Source organism: Streptomyces silvae (genome assembly GCF_016745505.1).
Taxonomy (GTDB): domain Bacteria; phylum Actinomycetota; class Actinomycetes; order Streptomycetales; family Streptomycetaceae; genus Streptomyces; species Streptomyces silvae.
Genome location: NZ_JAERUC010000006.1, coordinates 1 through 16,450, shown reverse-complemented (window position 1 = coordinate 16,450; position 16,450 = coordinate 1). Strand labels below are relative to the sequence as shown.

The 16,450-nt window shown below is 71.2% G+C and carries 13 protein-coding genes; 8 read left to right on the top strand and 5 right to left on the bottom strand.

Going from position 1 to position 16,450, the window contains the following annotated elements; all coding sequences use genetic code 11:
- Positions 1-27 precede the first annotated feature (27 nt).
- Positions 28-1,326, bottom strand: coding sequence for a cytochrome P450 (locus tag JKV81_RS01040; RefSeq protein ID WP_129266578.1), 1,299 nt, complete (start codon positions 1,324-1,326; stop codon positions 28-30).
- Between the two features lie 357 nt (positions 1,327-1,683).
- Between JKV81_RS01040 and JKV81_RS01035 the strand changes: the two genes are divergently transcribed.
- Both JKV81_RS01035 and JKV81_RS01030 read left to right on the top strand, forming a co-directional pair.
- The gene (locus JKV81_RS01035; RefSeq protein ID WP_202074735.1) at positions 1,684-3,690 is read left to right on the top strand and encodes a family 43 glycosylhydrolase; all 2,007 of its coding nucleotides are present in this window, start codon (positions 1,684-1,686) and stop codon (positions 3,688-3,690) included.
- 197 nt (positions 3,691-3,887) lie between these two features.
- Positions 3,888-5,177, top strand: coding sequence for a hypothetical protein (locus JKV81_RS01030; protein WP_202074732.1), 1,290 nt, complete (start codon positions 3,888-3,890; stop codon positions 5,175-5,177).
- A gap of 172 nt (positions 5,178-5,349) precedes the next feature.
- Here the strand turns inward: JKV81_RS01030 and JKV81_RS01025 are convergent, their stop codons facing one another.
- On the bottom strand, positions 5,350-5,988 hold the full coding sequence (locus JKV81_RS01025; protein ID WP_202074730.1) for a proteophosphoglycan 5: 639 nt from the start codon (positions 5,986-5,988) through the stop codon (positions 5,350-5,352).
- A 162-nt stretch (positions 5,989-6,150) separates the two neighbouring features.
- Here JKV81_RS01025 and JKV81_RS01020 point away from each other — a divergent pair, with 162 nt between their 5' ends.
- On the top strand, positions 6,151-7,062 hold the full coding sequence (locus JKV81_RS01020) for a hypothetical protein (protein ID WP_202074728.1): 912 nt from the start codon (positions 6,151-6,153) through the stop codon (positions 7,060-7,062).
- Positions 7,063-7,195: 133 nt separating this feature from the next.
- On the opposite strand, the gene JKV81_RS01015 is transcribed toward JKV81_RS01020, so the two are convergent.
- A complete protein-coding gene (locus tag JKV81_RS01015) occupies positions 7,196-9,031 on the bottom strand; it encodes an FG-GAP-like repeat-containing protein (protein WP_307820474.1) in 1,836 nt (611 codons plus the stop codon).
- A gap of 473 nt (positions 9,032-9,504) precedes the next feature.
- Positions 9,505-11,244, bottom strand: coding sequence for a serine/threonine-protein kinase (locus tag JKV81_RS01010; RefSeq protein WP_307820473.1), 1,740 nt, complete (start codon positions 11,242-11,244; stop codon positions 9,505-9,507).
- 253 nt (positions 11,245-11,497) lie between these two features.
- On the opposite strand from JKV81_RS01010, the gene JKV81_RS01005 reads away from it, so the two are divergent.
- Entirely contained in the window at positions 11,498-11,899 is a 402-nt protein-coding gene (locus JKV81_RS01005; protein WP_241748583.1) for an HIT family protein, read from the top strand.
- A gap of 138 nt (positions 11,900-12,037) precedes the next feature.
- On the opposite strand, the gene JKV81_RS01000 is transcribed toward JKV81_RS01005, so the two are convergent.
- A complete protein-coding gene (locus JKV81_RS01000; protein ID WP_129266573.1) occupies positions 12,038-12,418 on the bottom strand; it encodes a hypothetical protein in 381 nt (126 codons plus the stop codon).
- Positions 12,419-12,480: 62 nt separating this feature from the next.
- Between JKV81_RS01000 and JKV81_RS00995 the strand changes: the two genes are divergently transcribed.
- The 4 genes from JKV81_RS00995 to exaC all read left to right on the top strand — a co-directional run.
- Entirely contained in the window at positions 12,481-12,882 is a 402-nt protein-coding gene (locus JKV81_RS00995) for a helix-turn-helix domain-containing protein (RefSeq protein ID WP_202074726.1), read from the top strand.
- A 91-nt stretch (positions 12,883-12,973) separates the two neighbouring features.
- Positions 12,974-13,384, top strand: coding sequence for a VOC family protein (locus tag JKV81_RS00990; protein WP_129266572.1), 411 nt, complete (start codon positions 12,974-12,976; stop codon positions 13,382-13,384).
- A 198-nt stretch (positions 13,385-13,582) separates the two neighbouring features.
- On the top strand, positions 13,583-14,836 hold the full coding sequence (locus JKV81_RS00985) for a GAF domain-containing protein (RefSeq protein WP_129266571.1): 1,254 nt from the start codon (positions 13,583-13,585) through the stop codon (positions 14,834-14,836).
- A 108-nt stretch (positions 14,837-14,944) separates the two neighbouring features.
- A partial coding sequence (exaC, locus tag JKV81_RS00980) for an acetaldehyde dehydrogenase ExaC (protein ID WP_202074725.1) occupies positions 14,945-16,450 on the top strand: 1,506 nt, incomplete at its 3' end.

Here is a 16,450-nt window from a genome sequence, read left to right as displayed (position 1 = left end):
CGATCACCACGGTCGCGTACGGGCAGTTCACAGCAGGTCTCCAGTCGTGTGTACGGGAGCGAACCGGACGGGAAGCGCGTTCATGCCGCGGAGGAAGGCGGACGGCCGCCTGACGAGTTCCTCGGCGGGGACGGCGAGCCGGAGGTCGGGGAGCCGGTCGAGGATGACCTCGATCGCCGTACGGGCAATGGTCTCCGCGATCTCCTGGGCGGGGAAGGGGCAGCGGTACTCCCCGTGGCTGAACGCCAGATGGGATCCGTTGGCCGCGTGGTGCCCGGCACCGCCGGACACCGCTTCCTGGCGGATCAGCGGGTCGGTGTTGGCGGCGCCGAGGCCGAGGAGGAGCATGTCACCGGCGCGGATGGTCCGGCCGCCGAGCTGTGTGTCGCGGACCGCCCAGCGGCCGGCGAGGATCTGGGTCGGGCTCTCCTCCCAGAGGACCTCGTTCATCGCGTCGCCGACACTGCGCCGCCCGCCGGCGAGGGAGTCGGCGAACTGGTCCTCGGTGAGCATCAGCCGCAGGGAGTTGCTGATCCAGTCGGCGGTGGTGAGGTGTCCTGCCGCGGTGATGGCCATCAGGTCGAGGGCGTACTCCTCGTCGGTGAAGGGCTCCGGGTCGGCGAGCATGCGGGAGGTGACGTCGTCGCCGGGCGCGGCCCGCTTGGCCGCGACCAGCCGCCGCATGTGTGCGCCGAAGCGGCCGTACGCCTCCTGGGCGCCGGGTCCGCCGTCGGCCAGGTCCTTCAGGACCCGGGCGATGTCGGCGCCCTCCGCGTCGGGGAAGCCGACGAGGCGGGCGAGGACGAGCACGGGGAGCGGCTCGGCGAAGTCGGCGACGAGGTCGGCGGTGCCCCGGGGGGCGATGCCGTCGACGAGCCGGTCGGCGAGCTGCTCGCAGTGCTCCCGGATCTCGAACGGGTCCGCGGCCTCGAGCGCGGGCACCACCAGTTCGGCGTGGCGCCGGTGTTCGGCGCCCGCGGTGAAGTAGATGGACGGCATGGGCCGTCCGACCATCGGGAGGAGCGGCCAGTCCTCGGGGATGTGCTCCCACTGGTTCCACAGCCCGACGTCCCTCGGGAAGAGTTCCCCGTCGCTGGTGACCTGGTGGAGCTCGCGGTATCCGACGACCAGCCAGGCCGGGAACCCGCCGGGGAGTTCGACGGGGACGACGGGCCCGTAGGAGTGGCGCATGGTCCGGTACAGGGCCTGCGGCTCGGTGTGGAAGGCGGGACCGCTGAGCGGCACGGGGGTGTCGGCGGCGTGCGCGGGGCAGCCGCCGCGGGGTGCGGACGCGGCGGATAAGGACGGGGATGAGGGGGTCGTCATCGTACGGGCTCCTGGGAGACGGCTTTCGCGCGTTGCGGCCATACGATCAACGCGCCCCCACTATAGGGAGGTTGCGTGAAGCTTTGGGCAGCGTTCCGGCTGCCCGCCTTCACGTCCGGGCCGCCGGCGGGCGGAGTCGCGTGCCCGGCTGCGGCGGGGGCCGAAATGGCGCGGAAGCAGTGTGGACAGGCCCCCTCGCTCGTGCTCTGATGCTGCACGCCGCCGAATTTCCAACGTAGTAACACAACGAGTAACACAACGCGGTGAACACGGCGAGGGTGGTGCACGCAGTGACCGAGCGCCCGCATCCCACCTTGCCCGACAACGTTGTCGCTCAGGAGAAAGGCCTCCTTGCCCATGGTGCGCATCATCCGCAAGCTCTCGGTCGCCCTGGCCTCCGCCGCCCTGCTGCTCGGCTTCGCGCCCTCCCCCGCGGGAGCCGGGCAGCAGGGTCCCGTCCGGACGGCCGCCCCGCCGGTCCACAGCACGTCCGAGGCGGGGAATCCCCTGGTCGAGGGGTGGTACGCCGATCCGGATGTGGCGGTCTACGGCGACCGCTTCTGGATCTACCCGACCACGTCCCGCAGTTACGGCGAACAGACCTTCATGGACGCGTTCTCCTCGACGGACATGGTGCACTGGACCAAGCACCCCAAGGTGCTGGACATCGCCGACGTCCCGTGGGCGAAGTACGCGCTCTGGGCGCCCGCGCCGGTGTACCGGGACGGCAAGTACTACCTCTACTTCGCCGCCAACGACATCCAGAGCGACTCCGAGGTGGGCGGCATCGGCGTCGCCGTCTCCGACCGCCCGGAGGGCCCGTACAAGGACGCCATCGGCGCTCCGCTCATCGACCGGTTCCACAACGGCGCCCAGCCGATCGACCAGGACGTCTTCATCGACGACGACGGCCAGGCGTACATGTACTACGGCGGGTGGGGCCATGCGAACGTCGTCAAGCTGAACCCGGACATGACCAGCCTCGGGACCTTCCCCGACGGTACGGTCCACAAGGAGATCACCCCGGAGAACTACACCGAGGGCTCCTTCATGTTCAAGCGTGGCGGCACCTACTACATGATGTGGTCCGAAGGCGGCTGGACCGGCCCGGACTACTCGGTGTCGTACGCGATGTCGGACTCCCCCACCGGCCCGTTCGAGAAGATCGACAGGGTGCTGGCCCAGGACCCGGCCGTCGCCCGGGGTTCCGGGCACAACTCGGTGGTCAACGTGCCGGGCACGGACGTCTGGTACATCGTCTACCACCGGCGCCCGCTGAGTGAGACCGACGGCAACCACCGGGCGCTGGCCTACGACCGGATGTACTTCAACGAGGACGGCACGATCCGGCCCGTCACCATGAAGGTCCAGGACAACTTCGAGGACGGCAACGCCGTCGGGTGGCGCACGTACGGTGGCGGCGACTGGACCGCCGCCCACGGCACCTACTCGGTCACTCCGGCGGCCTCGGCCACCTCCGTCACCTCGGCCGCTTCGGCCACCTCCGTCACCTCGGCCTCCGGCGGCCTGGCTCTCCAGGACACCGACTTCTCGGACCTGGTGTACGAGGCGGACGTGACCCTGCGGGACGGACGCGGAGAAGCGGGCCTCGCCTTCCGTGCCACCCCGCCGGAGGCCGGCGAGGAGGGCTTCCACGGGTACTACGCCGCCCTCACCGCGAAGGGCCTCGTCCTCGGCAAGGCGGCCGGCGGTGAACGGACACCCCTCGCGACAGCACGGCTCGCGAACGCTTCGGGCAGCACCCACCGGGTGAGGATCGAGGCGATCGGGTCGTCCCTCAAGGTGTACGTCGACGACCTGGCGAAGCCCAGGATCAGCACGACGGACTCGACGTACGCCTCCGGCTCCAACGGTGTGCACGCCACCCGGCCGTCGTCGAAGCCCGGCTCGGCGGCGGAGCGCAAGCCGCTGGCGAGCTTCGACGACGTCGCGATCCGCTCCGACGTGTTCAGCTTCGAGGCGGCCGACGCCCCGAACCGGTTCATCCGGCACGCCTGGAGCCGCGGCCGGGTCGATCCCGACGTCACGCCGTACGCCGACATGCAGTGGAAGGTCGTCCCCGGACTGGCGGACCCGTCGGCCGTGTCACTGGAGTCGGTCAACTTCCCCGGCCACTTCCTGCGGCAGCGGGACGGAGAGGTGTGGAGCGAGGCGCGCACCGACGACGCGGGATTCCTCGCGGACGCGACCTGGCGGCGTGTGCCCGGACTCTCGGACCGGTCCCTGACCTCGTTCGAATCCATCAGCTCCCCCGGCCGCTACCTGCGCCACCGGGACGCACTGCTGTACGCCGAGCGCGTCGCCCCCGGGGAGCGGCCCGGGGCCACCTTCAGGGAGTGGTGAGACGGTGACGCGGTCCGGCCGGGCCTCCTTCCGGGGGCCCGGCCGGACTGCCGGGACCCGGAAGACGCGGCAGTGCCCCACTGCCGGTTCCTGTCCTTGAGCGCCTGCCGGTGGACCGGGCAGCCTGGGCGTACCGGACGTATTGCGGCCGGGTCGCAAGGGGGGGCCGGATGAGACATGTGCCGTTTTTTCGCTGGGTGCTGACGATCGGAATGATCCTGATCGGCTGCTCCATCGGCGTGCATCTGACCGTGCCGGACTTCCCCGAGCTCCGGCAGGTCGAACTGGTGGTGCTCGACGAGGCGCCGGACGGCCGCTGCACGGTCCGGTGGACGGACCCCTTCGAGCACCGCGAACACGAGGCTGCCTACCGGTGCGACCCCGCCCGTGACCCGCTCCTCAAGGCCCCCCACGACGGGACCGGCTCGGGCCGCGGCTGGGAGACCGGCTACGTGATCGCGGAAGGCGCGGACAAGGGTGCGCTCTACTCCCTGGACGGGGACGGTTACGGGGACGACGGGACCGCCGACGAGCGGACCGAGCTCTCCGACACACTGGCGATGACCGGGATCCTGCTGACGGCCGCCGGCCTCCTCGGGGGGAACCTGCGCGCCCTGGCCCGGGTGGGCGGTGTACGGCCCGACACCGTACGGCGGGCGACACGGCTGAGCCGGGCCGCCGCGCTGGCGGCCCAGGACCACGCGCGGGCGGTGGAGGCGGTACAGGAGGCGTGGGCCCCGCTGCGGCGGGAGCGGGTGGAGGAGGTGCTGCGCGGTGTGCCGGTCGCACGGCTGCGTCGGCGGCTCGGCGGGCGCCTGCGGTCCAGGGAGCTGGAGAAGGCGCTGGAGAAGGCTGGGGTCAGGACCGTACAGGAGGTTCTCGACTCCGGGGCGTGGAAGCTCGCTCAACTGCCCGGTGTGGGAAGGGAGTCGGCGGAGAAGGCCGTCGCCGCAGCGCAGGGGCTGGCCGGCGGCGCGGACGGTGCCGTGACGGTACGGCTCGACGCGGAGCGGCCCCGCGCCGGGACCACGGCTCTTGTCTCCGCCGTACACGTACTGGTGGAGGCGGGGCCGGAGGCACGGAGGGCGGCGGAGGCGGGACAGGCGCTGAGCGCGCGGCTGGAGCCTCTGCTGCACGACGCCGTGGCCGCTTCCGGGTACCGGAGGATGCTGGGCGCCGGGCCGGAGCGACGCAGGCGCGCCCGGGCCGCGGTCGCCGAGCTGCGCGTCCTGCTGGACTGGGCCGAACACGGCGGGCTGGAGCAGCGGTTCGGGCAGGTGTCGGTGGACCTGCTGCGCGGGGCGGACGGCGACGCGGAGGGACTGGACGCCTGGGTGGGTTTCGAGGCGCGCCCGGCGGAGTACTACCGGGTGCTCACGGAGATCACCGGCGGCGCGCACGAGGGAGCGGCCGGCAGCGGGGCGGGCAGTCCGCCCGGAGGCGGGCGGCGGCCGGTGGCTCTGCTTCGCCGCTCTCCTACGGTGTGACGGGCGGCCTGTGGCGTCGGGCGGGGCGGTCCCGGTGCCTGCTGGAGGCTGCTGCCGTCCGACGAGCGGGCCTGCTGGCTTTGCTGCCTGCCGGCCTGCTACCTGTCTGCCGGGAGCCGCTCATGCCGTCCGGTATGAGCGGCCTGCGGTCCTACCGCCTGCGGGGTCGGCTCTATGCCGCGTCGTCCGCGAGGAACGCGCGGGCCGCCGCGGCGCCGGCGTCCGCGTCCCAGCCGGTGGCGGGGGCGACGGCGGCCACCATGGCGGCGTCGACCTCGCCGTCGGCGGCGATCAGTGCGTCGATCGCCTCGAACGGGGGTCGGCCTCCGTCGGCGTCCGGCATGCGCTCGACGGTGGCGAGGATCTTCCCCCGGGTCAGGGCCGTGGTGAGCACGGGCAGCCCCACGCTCGTGAACCCGTCGTCGAGTTCGTAGTCGGCGCGGTGCCAGGTGCTGCCGTCGTAGCCGTACACGAAGCCGAGGAAGAGTTCCGCGTCGCGAACCCGGCGGACGGGCGGCCCCCACCACTCGGGCGCGCCGTCCAGCAGGTCGGTCTCCTTCTCCTCGAAGAAGTCGGACGCCTCGGCGTAGAAGGTCTCCGAGTCGTTGCGGTCCTGTCCGAGCAGCACCGCCCGGCCCTCGTCGAGATGGTGCAGGTCGGCCCAGCTGCCGTGGCCGTCGTCGTAGTGCCACAAGGGCCAGAGCGCCCGGCATCGCTCACCGTGCCCTGACGCCGCCTGCACGGCGGCGAGGGCCGCCCAGCGCCCTCGCCACGTCGTCGGGTCGGGTAGGTCGAGCGGCACCAGGGCCATGGTCGGACTCCTTCGCGCGTCGTCACGGCTCGGTCGGTGTGACCGTGCGTTCTGCGGGATTCCGCGCCGTGGGGACGGGCTCCCGGCCCGCTCACCCATCGGCCGCAGGCCCTTTTCGTCCCCCGTGTACCCTCGCCGGGCACCGGTATACGCTGCCTGATCATGCGCATAACAGCACGCGGGCCCGCCGTCGGCGCCACCGCTCTCGTCACGGTCCTGCTCGCCGCGGTCACCGGCTGCTCGTCCTCCGGTCCCTCCGACGGTGACGACGGCTCCAAGCTGCTCACGGCGCTCGGCGCGCTCGCCGGCGACAGCGGTACGAAGCAGGTCACCTTTGTCGACGCCGCCCGTGTACGGGAGTTGAGCAAGGGAGACGCGGAGCGGTTCGCCTGGGTCTCGGCGCCGGCCAGTCCTCTGCTGAGTCCGCACGAGCCGGGTCTTCTCGGGCAGCAGTTCGAGGTGGCCCAGATCGACACCGCGGTCGACACCGCCGAGGCGGGGCACTGGACGGGTTCGTTCGACGCGGCGGCGGTCACCAAGTCGCTGAAGTCCGACGGCTATACGCAGAGCGAGAAGGACGGCCGGGAGGTCTGGGCGCACTCCGGTGGCACGGGGGCGTCGCTCCACGTCTCGGACGACGAGATCTCCTACTCGACGCGGGACTCCGACCCCATGGCCGCGGTCGACCCGGAGGACGGCTCCTCCCTGGCCGACGACAAGGAGTTCCGGCGGGCGGCCGAGTGTCTGGGAGACGTGTACCGCGCGGACTTCAACCCGTCCACCGCCTCCTCCGAGCCGGTGCGTCTGGCGGCTCTGGGCCAGCGGGCGAGCTCCGCGGCCAAGAACACCGAGATCCTCTGCTTCGTGGCCAAGGACGAGGCCGCCGCCAAGAGTCTGGAGGGCGAACTGCTCGACGTCGTCGGGGCGAAGTCGCCGAAGTTCGACGGCACGAAGGTGACCGTGGAGAAGGGCGACCAGCCGTTCGTGCGGGCCGTCGTCCCTGACAGCGCCTCCCAGCGGCCGGGGCGCCTGATCATCTCCGACCTCGAGCTGTGGATGACAGCGGCGGAGTAGCCGCCCGTACCTCGTCCGATGGCGCGTGCGCGGAACGGCACCGGAGTTGCCGCGCGCACCCCGCCCGGTGGCGCGGGGGACGGCGGCGCTGCCGTGTCCCCCGCGCCCGCTCACGCCGGGTGGCGTACGAGCGTCAGAGGCACTTTCCGCTCAGCCAGGACTTCAGTTCCTTGGGCCAGGTGGTGACCATCGCCTGCGAGGAGACGGGGGTGCCGAACTGGTCCAGCTTCTCCTGCCATGTGGCGTACTGTTCGGAGGCCGGCGGGGCGGGCTCCTCCCAGCCGACCGCCGCCGAGTCGACCCAGCGGGGGTAGTTCTTGAGCGTGGCGCCGAGACCGGCCGCCTCGATGCGCTTGATGAGTTCGGCCTTCAGCTCGGTGTTCTTGGCGCCCGTGTAGATCCTGATCTTCTGCGTGGAGGCGCGCTCGGCGATCGGATCGATGACCTCCTTCCAGGCGGTCTCTCGGATCGTCGCGTTGGTGTTGAGCAGGGACTGTCCGGCCTCGCCCTTGAGCTCCACGAACGCCGCCATGTTCTGCTTCTTGGCGCTTTCGAGCCATTCTCGGAAGGTGTACACGGTCTCACCGGCGTACGGACCGTCATCGATCGTTCGGCCCTTGAGCTGGTCGGCGCCGGTGGCCCACCAGATGTCCGTGACATCGGCCTTGGGGCCCGTGAGACCCCTGGTGGTGCTGTTGTGCCACATCACGCCCTTGGTGCCGTCCTTGGTGAGCTGGAGGTCGGCCTCCACACCGCCCGCTCCCCAGCTCTTGTGCTGCGCGAGTCCCTTCGGGTGGTTCGGCTGACGAATCTTGTCCCGCTCCCAGGCGTTCGCCCCGGTCGGGTAGCCGCCGTGTCCGTAGACCACCGGGCAGACGGGCAGGGGCGGCGGGCTGCTGTAGCGCTCGGCCATGTGGACCCGGTCGAGGGTCCAGCCCTTCGGTTCCGACCAGCTGTGCAGGGCGTCGCCGAGGGTGCCGTCGGCCTTGGCGACGAAGGTGATGGCCTTCGCCCGTGTGTCGCTGTATCCGTAGAAGGCGGCGAGGTCGTCGCGCCCGTCACCGTTGTAGTCACCGGTGACGATGCGCATCTGGGACCGCTCGTACCATCCCGGTACGGCGTTCAGGAGTTCGCGGCGGTTGCCGAACGCGCCGTTGGCGTCGAGCTCGAAACCGATGAGGGCGTCGTGACCGTCGGCGTAGTCGTACCAGGCGGCGAACTCGTCGCGGCCGTTGCCGTCGAAGTCACCGGAGTGCACGCTGACCCTGCCGAACTGCCAGCCGGTGGACTCCCATCCGCGTACGGGCTCACCGAACCCGCCGCCGGGCTCGGCGATGAAGGTCATCAGCCGCACGGTGCCGGCGGTGTAGCTGTCGAGGACCCCGATGTCGTCGCGGCCGTCCCCGTTGTAGTCACCGGTGGCGAACTTCATGCGGTCGACCTCCCAACCGTCGGCGTCGGTGCGCGCGAAGGACGAGAAGGGGGTGCCGAAACCGCCCTTGGCATCGGCCAGGAACGTGAAGAGCTTGTCGTCACCGTTGCGGTAGTCGTACCAGGCGGCGATGTCGTCGCGGCCGTCACCGTTGAAGTCACCGGCCTCGGCGGTGATCGCGTCGAAGGTCCAGTTGCCGGGGGCCACGGCCCAGGAGGCGACGTGGGCGGCGAAGGTGCCGGTGCCTGTGCCGAGCCAGGTGAGGAGCGAGACCCGTCCGTCGTCGTAGCCGTAGAAGGCGGCGACGTCACCGATCCCGTCCCCGTTGAAGTCACCGGTGACACGCTTCATGTGCTCGGCCCAGAAGTTGCCGGCGGCCGACTCCCAGGCCCTGTTGGGCGCGGGGAAGCTGCCGTCCGCGCCGGCCAGGAAGGCGCGCATGCCGTCGTGGCCGTCGTCGTAATCGTACCAGGCGACCATGTCGCTGCGGCCGTCGCCGTTGTAGTCGTGGCGGGGGCCCTTGCCGGCTGCCCGCACGGTGGCCGCCCGCGTACCGTCATCGGGCTGGCCGCGACGGAACCGACGTACGGAAACCCTGCCGGTCCACCGGAGGTCTCCGCGCCGGCCGCCACAGCCGCCGCTTCCCCACCCACGACGGCGCTCGCGCTGCCGGTGCCCGCCTGCAGACCGAGCAGGGCGCACACGACAGCGGTGCCTATGATCCCAAAGCGTCTCTTCATTCGATTGTCCATCCCCCACGTTCACTTCACTGTCACTGGACGAGAACGCGCCCGCAGTCCACGGACACGCGTCGCTCCGCCACCCGAAGAGATGTCACCCCCTCGGCCGCCGGGGCCCCCCTCGACCCGGCAAAGCCGCCGACGATTAGATCACCGGCGCGTCCGTGTGGACAGCCCGCACGAGGCCGATTCCACGCCGGACACACCGCTCGACGTACTCCGCTGCGGCGTACGGCGGCGCGGCGTACGGCGCGGCGTGCGGCGCGGACGCTATGTGGAGGGCATGCGGTGGGCCTGTGCGGGCGGAAGGGCGGCGCGGACGGTGGTGACGACGGCCACGACCGCCAGCAGGACCAGCAGGACGCGGAACGCGGAACCGATGGCACCGGCGTGCAGCAGGCCGTTCAGCGCTACGAGTACGAACCCGAGCCCGCCCACGGCGACGGTCACCCGGCCCGCAGGATTCCGGACGAGGACCAGGACCGCGCCGATGGCGAGCACCGCCGCGAGGAGTGAGAAGAGCACCGCCTGAAACACCCCTGCCTCGTACGTCGCACCGCCCTCGTCGACGGCCCGACCTGCGGAGACCGGGACGAGAGGGGCCAGGAGCAGGGTCAACAGGGCGGGGGCGACGGTACCGGGCCGGACGACCGGGGCCGGGACCACCGGTGTGTCGTGGCACCAGCGGGCCGTGGAGGGGCGGAGGGCCGCGACCGCCGCCGTCGCCGCTGCGCCGGCCATCAACGGGCCGACGACGTAGGCGATCACGGCGACGGTCTGCGGTCCGTGCGCCACCTGGTACTGGACGCTGGTGCTCAGCCCGTGCAGCGCGGTGGCGACTCCCGCTGCCGCGATCATCCGGCGGCCGGGCGGTCTGCCGCGCAGCAGGAAACCCACGCCGATGCCGAGCGCGGCCAACTCCGCCAGACCGAGCAGCATGTTTGCGATGAGCAGCCCGGTGGGCGCGCTGGTGTCCGTGAGGTAGGTGGCGGTTTGTGACCCCAGGTACATCAGGGGCGGCAGACAGGTCAGTGCGGCTGCCATGGCGACGGTCGCGGTCCGGCGCGCGTCGAGGTCGGCTTCGCCCGGCGTATCGGTGGTGGCGCGGACGGTCGGCGGGTCGACCGGGGCCCGCAGCGTCGAGGCGGTCGTGGGCCCGGCCGGCTCCGGCCGGTCCAATCGCCGCAGGTCTGAGGCGAGTTCGGCCGCGTCTGCATGCCGCCGACCGGGGTCCTTCTCCAGCAGCCGGAGGACCAGTGCGTCCCAGTCGGGCGACACACCCGGCACGACCGAGCCGGGCGCGGGCGGATCGTCGGTGAGGTGGGCGGTGAGGTAGCCCATGGTGTCGGGCGCCTCGAAAGGCAGTCGCCGAGTGAGGAGTTCGAAGAGAACACAGCCCAGGGCGTACAGGTCGCTGCGCGGCTCGGGGTGGCCACGGGCCTGCTCGGGAGCCATGTACGGCGGGGTGCCGACGATGAAGCCGGTCTGCGTGAGCCGGTCCGTGGTGGCGTACGGGTCGGCGGCCCGCGCGATGCCGAAGTCCAGGACCTTCGCACTGCCCGAGGGTGTGACCATGATGTTCGAGGGCTTGACGTCCCGGTGCAGGACCCCGGCCGCGTGCGCCTCGGCCAGCGCGTCTGCCACCTGCGCGCCCCACCGCGCCGCGTCCTGCGGGGTGATGTCACCACGGCGCACCAGGGTGTCCAGGCCTTGGCCGCGCAGCCGTTCCATGACGAGGAAAGGGGTGGTCCGTCCCTCCACGTCCGCCTCGCCGACGTCGTGCAGGGTCACGATGTGGGGGTGTTGGAGCCGGGCGGTGAGCCTGGCCTCACGCAGGAAGCGGGCGCGGGCATCGGTGGCGTGACTGCCGCCTCCGGAGAGCAGGGAGATGAGCTTGACGGCGACGGGCCGGTCCAGCCTCTCGTCCCGCGCCTCCCATACCTGCCCCATACCGCCTTCCCCGAGCGGCTCCACGAGCCGGTAACGGCCCCCCAGCAGTTGGTCCCGCACCGCAACGCCTCCTCGTTCACCCCGCCGGGATCGCACCGGCCCCCGCATCTTCCAGGATCATGCCGCGCACGCACACCCCGTACAGGCGATCCGCAGGAACCGGCCCGTTCATCGCCCTTCTCGGCAGCCGACCTCGTTGCTGCCGGCTCTCTATAGGTTGGTGCTCGTGGATGTGACGGGGTGCCTAGGGTGCGACCTTCTGACCGGGCGTCGGGAGCTGCCCGGAGGTGTCCTGCACGAAACCTCTGCCTGGGTGGTGAACCACGTCGTCGGCCCGATGAATCTCGGCACCCTGATCGTCGGTCCGCAGGACCACATCGTGGCCGTCGCGGATCTCGACGACACCGCAGCGGCGGAACTCGGCCCCTTGCTGCGGGACACCGCTCGTGTCGTGGAGACGCTGTGCCGGCCCGAGCAGACCTACGTCTGTATGTGGTCGCACGGCCACGACGCGCGTAAGCACCTGCACATCGCGGTCCAGCCGGTGACCGCTGAGGTGCGGGCGCGCTACGGCGGGCTGCGCTCCGAGCAACTCCAGGCCCGGATGATGGCGGCCGGTGACGAACCGGACGTCACCGAGGTCGAGCAGTTCTGCGAGCGGGCCCGTGAACTGTTCCGAGCGATCACCGTCAGCAGGGCCGAGGACCGCAGCTGATCAACGGCGGCAGCCGCCGGCCTCATCGTGGCCGTCCGTCCAGGGTGACGCGCGGGCGAAAGTGACGCGCATCCAAGCCTTCGCCCAGGTCAGCGAATCCGCGTCTGCTGACGAGCCTGAGGCAGAGCACACCGGGTTTCAGCCGCCGCCCAGCTCCGCCGCGAGGTCCGGATCGCGCATGCCGGGGAAGGCATAGCCCCCGGTCTCGTCCCACGGGACGTCGAGGTCGTCCATGTGTACGCGCCACTCCGCCTCAGGCAGGGCGCGGCGCAACTCGCTCACCGAGCCCAGCACACGGTCGAGAACCCCCAGCACCCGCCCGGGGTCGAAGGGCATCTTGGTGGACCCGGCGACGACCTCGTCCGGGTGGCTGTCATCGCTGTCGTACAGATAGAGGCTTTCCTCGTCCTCGTACGGGAAGGACTCCATGTGGGCAGCGGCGATGCGTTCGACGGCTGCCCTCTCGGCATCCGTCAACGGCATCGCCCGGGTCGCGCTGTAGTAGAGAGAGACGCTCATGGGCCCGAGCGTACTGAGGGGGTCTGACAGTGCCGCCTGCCGTCGCGCCGCCCTGTGGTGGGATGGGCCGGGTGAGCCGCACCGTGGAAGACACCAACCGCCGCATGCTCCGGGCCCGGGACGCGATGGACCGTGCGTACGCGCAGCCGCTCGACGTACCGGCCCTGGCCCGGATAGCCCACGTCTCCCCGGCGCACTTCGCCCGCACGTTCCGGGCCACCTTCGGTGAGACCCCGCACCGCTATCTGCAGCGGCGCCGTGTCGAGCGGGCGATGTTCCTGCTGCGGGAGACCGGCCGCAGTGTCACGGACATCTGTTACGAGGTGGGCTTCGGCAGCACCGGCACCTTCAGCCGTACGTTCCGCGACATCGTCGGCCGGTCGCCGCGGACGTACCGCAAGGAAGCGGCGGCCGTGAACGTACCCACGTGCTTCACGAAGGCCTGGACGCGGCCGAGTACCTGAACAGCCCCGTTGCGGCCGCCCTTCCTCACGCGCCGTCGGTCGAGCAGTTCCGGATAAGTTTTCGCGGCCCCTGCCGACTAGCGTGATGCACATGTTCAACGCCATCACGCACTCACAGATCTATGTCCTCGACCAGGACGAAGCCCTCGACTTCTACGTCGGCAAGCTGGGCCTGGAAGTCAACGCCGATGTCGACATGGGCTTCATGCGCTGGCTCACCGTCAGCGTCCCCGGCCATCCCGACCGCCAGGTCCTGCTGGAGAAGCCGGGCCCTCCGGCGATGTCCGAGGAGACCGCCGAGCAGGTCCGTGACCTGCTGACCAAGGGCGCGCTGGGCGCCGCGCTCATCCTCACCACGGACGACTGCCGCAAGACGTACGAGACGCTGCTGGCCCGTGGAGTGGAGTTCACGGACGAGCCGACCGAGCGCCCGTACGGAATCGACTGCGGTCTGCGCGACCCCTTCGGCAACCACCTCAGGTTCACCCAGCTGAAGGGCTGAGAACCCGGGGGGCCGTCCGGCGCACGAGCGGGTCCCGCCGACACGGCGACGGCCGGGAGGACCAGCGGTCCCGGATGCGTGCACCAGGTCCTCGTGCGTGCCGTTGCACCGCACCGATTTGCCCCGCCCCCAGCGGTTGTCGCCGGCGCCCGTTGCCCCGACGATGGGGTGGCATGCCGCCATGGACGGGAGGGCGAGTTGACGGATCCCTGGGTGGCTCTGGCCGCCGACACGAACCCAGGTGCGCGGATCGGTGAACTGCGCCGGGCGTACGAGGTGTTCACCTCCGACGGACGGCTGGAGACACCCGTACGTACGGTCGTGGGCCAGTCGTGGCGGCGGTCCGCACGGGCGCGGGTCAGTCCCGACGGAGCGGCGCTGGTCGAGCTCGGCGCGGACGAGGTCGGGCCGTACCGGGACGCGCATCCCCTGGCCCGGGTCATGCCGATGATCCGCGAACTCATGAGTGCCTACGCCGTCGACGGCGAGCATCTGCTCGCGGTCTGCGATGCGCACGGCAGGCTGCTCTGGGTCGAGGGGCATGCCCGGGCCCGTCGGCGTGCGGAGCGCATGAACTTCGTGGAGGGGGCCCGCTGGGCCGAGTCGGAGGCCGGCACCAACGCGCCCGGCACGGCGCTCGCGGTCGACCGCCCGGTCCAGGTGTTCGGCGCCGAGCACTTCCTCCGGCCGGTCCAGCAGTGGACCTGTGCGGCCGCCCCGCTGCACGACCCGCACTCGGGCCGGCTGCTCGGCGCGGTCGACATCACCGGCGGGGACGGGCTGGCCCATCCGCACAGCCTGGCGTTCGTACAGGCCGTGGCGCGCGCCGCCGAGTCCCAGCTGGCGCTCGTCGCACCACCGTCCGCCGCCGGCTCGGCGCAGCTGTCCGCGCTCGGCCGTGACGAGGCTCTCCTGGTCGCGGGTGGGCGCAGGATCCGGCTGAGCAGGCGCCACAGCGAGATCCTGGTGACGCTCGCACTCCACCCGGAGGGCCTCGGCGGTGACGAGCTGCTGATCGAGCTGTACGAGGACGAGTCGGTCCCGCCGGTCACGATCCGGGCCGAACTGGCGCGGCTCCGGCGGCTTCTGGGGCCGGAGCTGCTGCGCTCGCGTCCGTACCGCCTGGGTCTGCCGGTGGACGCCGACTTCGACACCGTCGTGCGCAGGCTGGAGTCCGGTGCGGTGGCGGCGGCGCTCGGCGCGTACGCGGGCCCCCTGCTGCCGCGTTCGCAGGCACCGGCCGTCGTCCGGCTGCGGCACCGGATCGCGGGGCAGCTGCGTGCCGCGCTGATCGCCCGGGGCGATCCGGGGCTGCTCGCCGACTGGGCGTACAGCCCGTGGGGCGCGGAGGACCTCCCGGTCTGGCAGGCACTCGCCGCGGCGGCGCCCCCGGGACGACGGGCGGCGCTCCTGGCCAGGGCCAGGGCGCTCGACGAGGAGCAGCGCTCGTAGGGCCGCTCATGGGCCGGGCCGTGCAACGGCGTTGCAACGTCGCGCTCCCTAGCCTCGCCCCGAGGGCCGTCCAACGGCGGGCGGCACCGGATCCGGGAGGCCACAGAGATGACCCGTTACGCCGAACCTGGCACCGAGGGTGCCATCGTCTCGTACGAGTCCCGTTACGACCACTGGATCGGCGGCGCCTACGTCCCGCCGGCCCGTGGTCAGTACTTCGAGAACCCGAGCCCCGTCAACGGCCGCCCCTTCACGGAGATCGCGCGCGGCACCGAGGACGACGTCGAGCGCGCCCTGGACGCCGCCCATGCGGCGGCCCCCGCCTGGGGTGCCGTCTCCGCGGGTGACCGGGCGAACGTCCTGAACCGGATCGCCGACCGTATGGAAGCGCATCTGGAGGAGCTGGCGGTCGCCGAGAGCTGGGAGAACGGCAAGCCGGTGCGCGAGACGCTGGCCGCCGACATCCCGCTGGCCATCGACCACTTCCGGTACTTCGCGGGTGCGCTGCGCGCCCAGGAGGGCTCGCTCAGCGAGATCGACGACGACACCGTCGCGTACCACTTCCACGAGCCGCTGGGCGTCGTGGCCCAGATCATTCCGTGGAACTTCCCCATCCTGATGGCCGTCTGGAAGCTCGCCCCGGCGCTGGCCGCGGGGAACGCGGTGGTCCTCAAGCCGGCGGAGCAGACTCCGGCGTCCATCCATGTGTGGATGAGCCTGGTCGCGGATCTGCTCCCGCCGGGCGTCGTCAACATCCTCAACGGCTTCGGCGCGGAGGCGGGCAAACCGCTCGCGTCCAGTCCGCGGGTCGCGAAGATCGCCTTCACCGGCGAGACCACGACGGGGCGCCTGATCATGCAGTACGCCTCGGAGAACCTCAAGCCCGTCACCCTGGAGCTGGGTGGCAAGTCGCCGAACATCTTCTTCGACGACGTATGGGCGAAGGACGACGACTTCCGCGACAAGGCGCTCGAGGGGTTCACCATGTTCGCCCTCAACCAGGGCGAGGTGTGCACGTGCCCGTCGCGGGCGCTGATCCAGCGCGGACACTACGGCGAGTTCCTTGAAGCGGGCATCGCCCGTACGGAGCAGATCGTGCCCGGGCACCCGCTGGACACCGACACGATGATCGGCGCGCAGGCCTCCGCCGAACAGCTGAAGAAGATCCTCTCGTATCTGGAGATCGGTCAGCAGGAGGGCGCAAAAATCCTGACGGGCGGTCAAATCGTCCAGCACGGGGGCGATCTGGAGGGCGGCTACTACGTCCAGCCGACGATCTTCGAGGGCGACAACCGGATGCGGGTTTTCCAGGAGGAGATCTTCGGTCCCGTGCTCGCGGTGACGTCGTTCTCGGACTTCGACGAGGGGATCAGCACGGCGAACGACACGCTGTACGGGCTCGGCGCGGGCGTATGGACCCGGGACACCAACACCGCCTACCGGGCGGGCCGGGCCATCAAGGCGGGCAGGGTCTGGACGAACTGCTACCACGCCTATCCGGCCCACGCCGCGTTCGGCGGGTACAAGCAGTCGGGCATCGGGCGGGAGAACCACAAGATGATGCTGGAGCACTACCAGCAGACGAAGAACCTCCTGGTCTCGTACAGCCCGAAG

Coding starts and splice junctions, on each gene's coding strand:
- JKV81_RS01040 (WP_129266578.1), bottom strand. CDS start 1,326: ATGACGACCCCCTCATCCCCGTCCTTATCCGCCGCGTCCGCACCCCGC.
- JKV81_RS01035 (WP_202074735.1), top strand. CDS start 1,684: ATGGTGCGCATCATCCGCAAGCTCTCGGTCGCCCTGGCCTCCGCCGCC.
- JKV81_RS01025 (WP_202074730.1), bottom strand. CDS start 5,988: ATGGCCCTGGTGCCGCTCGACCTACCCGACCCGACGACGTGGCGAGGG.
- JKV81_RS01020 (WP_202074728.1), top strand. CDS start 6,151: ATGCGCATAACAGCACGCGGGCCCGCCGTCGGCGCCACCGCTCTCGTC.
- JKV81_RS01000 (WP_129266573.1), bottom strand. CDS start 12,418: ATGAGCGTCTCTCTCTACTACAGCGCGACCCGGGCGATGCCGTTGACG.
- JKV81_RS00995 (WP_202074726.1), top strand. CDS start 12,481: ATGGGCCGGGTGAGCCGCACCGTGGAAGACACCAACCGCCGCATGCTC.
- JKV81_RS00990 (WP_129266572.1), top strand. CDS start 12,974: ATGTTCAACGCCATCACGCACTCACAGATCTATGTCCTCGACCAGGAC.